This window comes from Pseudoalteromonas sp. S3260 (genome assembly GCF_005886925.1).
Classification (GTDB): domain Bacteria; phylum Pseudomonadota; class Gammaproteobacteria; order Enterobacterales; family Alteromonadaceae; genus Pseudoalteromonas; species Pseudoalteromonas tetraodonis.
The window spans coordinates 1-3,137 of the sequence record NZ_PNCV01000154.1 but is presented as its reverse complement, the minus strand read 5'-3'; the positions used below and the strand labels follow the sequence as shown (position 1 = coordinate 3,137).

Genomic DNA, 3,137 nt, shown 5'->3' with positions numbered 1-3,137 from the left:
AGTTGTTCATGCTCGTTCCTTTTTGTTCTAATCACTCTTGGTCGAATGATCGGATCATGGAACGAGCATTTAGTTCCTTTAAATTAGTAATTTCTTATCCGAAGCTCAGGTTAAATAGAACATTACTTAGTAGAGCATTACTGAGTAGAACATAAGTGCAGATTAATTTTAACCACCGGATGATTATAAAATTAACCTGCTAAATGAGATTATTTGTAATAGGCAAATAAGTATTTATTAAAACTATATTGGCTTTGTATAACCGCAATAACAAATCCTGCTTTACCATCTAAAAAGCCACGTCTTAAAAAATAATGGCGGATAAAAGCAAAAAAAGCGGAACTACTCGCCTTCAATAGTGATGATTTTTTACCCTTTTTTACAATTTGCTCTGCGCCTATGTGCGCATAATGGTTTCTTTTATTCATGTAACCAAAAATATCTTCATACTGAAAATGTAATATATTTTCTTTCAACTCAATTGGCTTACAATCAAGCATTACAATAGACTCATGAACCAAATTTTGGTTATAACCTGTTATTTTTTTGTTGTAAATACGCGCAATACGATCAGGATACCAGCCGCTGTGTCGAATAAATTGGCCACAAAAATGCGTTAAACGGTTAAGCTTTAAAATATTTTTCTCATTGCATTTTGCCAGTGTCGTTATTATTTCTTCTTTTAAACTCTCACTGACAACTTCATCACAGTCAATTGCAAAAATCCAATCGTTAGTTGCTAATGCCTCTGCTCTGCGTCGTTGCTCACCAAACCCTTGCCAATCATCACGTACAAATACTTTATCTGTGTATTTATTTGCAATAGCACGTGTTTCATCAGTGCTGCCTGAATCAAGTACAATAATTTCATCTGCCCACTTTACTGACTCTAAACAACGCTCAATTGTATCCTCTTCATTTTTACATATAATACAAACAGATAGCTTCACAGAATTTCCTTTTTAATAACATTGTATTTGAAAAATAACCTTCACATTATAAACAGATCATAACCACAGAGGAAATAAGGCTTTTAAAAATGGTATCCATTAAGCTTCTAAAATAACATCAATAGCATTGAGTAAAGCTTCAACTTGGTGTGTATCAAGAACAGCAGGCGAAAGCTTTAAACTCGCTTCCAATCCAACAGCCTGTTGATACAGCACTTGGCATTCAAACATCCCTGCCGTTCCTTTAATCATATGCACACTGCGTGCAAAACCGGTTATATCACCCTGCTTAAATTGCAACTGTAATGTGTGTTTTTGTTTTTTTAATCCTTTAATGTATTCTTGCTTGAGTAGTGCAAACTCATCATCAGGCAGCTTAATATTTTCGCATATATCAATATCAAGGTAACTTGCGATTTTACTGCTAAAACATCGTCTATCGATAGGTTTGGCAATATGGTCGGTAAAACCTTGTCTTAAATAGCGATCGACCTCATGCTTCATCGTGTTCGCAGTAAGCGCAACAATCGGTGTTGTTACTCCTGTTGCTTGCATAATACTAATTGCTTGTTCACCATCCATAATTGGCATTTGAATATCTAATAAAATTAAATCAAATTGTTCATCAAGTGTCGCTTGTGCAGCATCTCGGCCATTTTCTACTGCCACCACAGTTAAACCCATTCGTTCTAAAATCCGCTTAATCAGCTGTCGGTTTTATGGGTGATCTTCAGCCACGAGTACCCTACCAATCAAATTTCGCTGGTTACTATTTAAAGGGAGCTCTTTGTTTTGTGACTTACAAATATCGTCAAATGCGTTAACCCATTTTGTATGAGCCGTTGTATGCAGTGTCATAGTAAAACAAAACTCACTGCCGCTTCCGAGCACAGAATAAACCGTAATATCGCCATCTAGTTTAGTTGCTAGGCTTTTTGAGATATTTAACCCAAGTCCAGTGCCACCGTATTTGCGAGAAATCGACGAGTCAGCTTGATGAAAGGGAGTAAAGAGGTCTTTTTGCTCACTGTCGGTCATACCAATTCCCGTATCTTTCACTTTAATAATTAGTTGTTTTTTATTACAGCTAACCGTTAGCTTTATATAACCTTGGCTGGTAAATTTAAGCGCATTAATTGCTAAATTTAATAATATTTGTCGCAATCGAGTTGGATCTGAGACTATCCAATCAGGTAGCGGAAATTGATAATCAACTTTAAATTTTAAGCCTTTATCACGGATTTGTTTTCCTAATAACGATTCGATTTCAGCAATAGTGGCAAACAAGTCCGTTTCAACTAGCTCTATCTCTAGACGGTTAGCCTCAATTTTTGACATATCCAAAATGTCATTAATTAAGCCAAGAACATGACGACTATTTTGCAAAATCACCCGAATGCCATGGTTTCTCTCATGAGGCTGTATATCACCTAAAATAATACCATCAGCATAACCAATAATTGATGTCATTGGGGTGCGAATTTCGTGGCTCATATTGGCTAAAAATCGACTTTTAGCTTCACTTGCATCACGAAGCTCTTCAGCTAATTGTTGTAACTCTTGAGTACGCAACTGTACTTTGTGTTCTAAATTTTTAGTCAATTCAACATTCTCATGGTGTAAAATGCTAAATTTATTTGCAACGGCAAAAGCAAGTAGCACTGCATCGAGTGCGGTACCAATGAGCCCAAGTAAATAGAGAGCCATCTTTATAGGTTCAATTAGCCCTAAATTAGTTAAATTGCCGACCATATTAGGAATGGCCATCGCCAAATACGCTAAAACAAAATAGCGAGCGGGCTTAAAGCCACTTAACCAACTTCGTATACCAACAATCATACCCAGGCACAAAGTAGCCCCCGTTACTAAAGTAGCCCATATAAAGCCAAAACCTGGCCAAATGATTGCAAATGGAGTACCTGCGGTAGCAATAATGCCCAAGTAAATTGATAACCGTGATAATTGAGGAGACGTTTCCTTTAATTTAAGTAAGCTGTTAAAAAATAAGATATTTGTGATGGGAATTAAGGTAAAACCTAGCCAATGAAAATGGGCGTTGTAAAAACCAAAAATTTGATCTGGTATATGAAAAAACTGACTCCAAGCTAATACCCAGCACGCGGTAAACAGGGCGTAATACAAATGGGTTTTATCTCTATCACCCAAGTAAATAACCTGAGCTTCGGA

At 36.5% G+C, this 3,137-nt stretch carries 1 protein-coding gene and 1 pseudogene; both read right to left on the bottom strand.

The window, feature by feature from the left end; genetic code table 11:
- Positions 1-209: 209 nt before the first annotated feature.
- Complete coding sequence (locus tag CWC14_RS17395) at positions 210-950, bottom strand: glycosyltransferase family 2 protein (protein ID WP_138564146.1); 741 nt, start codon at positions 948-950, stop codon at positions 210-212.
- Positions 951-1,049: 99 nt separating this feature from the next.
- Positions 1,050-3,137 (bottom strand): annotated as a pseudogene (locus tag CWC14_RS17390) (ATP-binding protein); the annotation flags it as partial.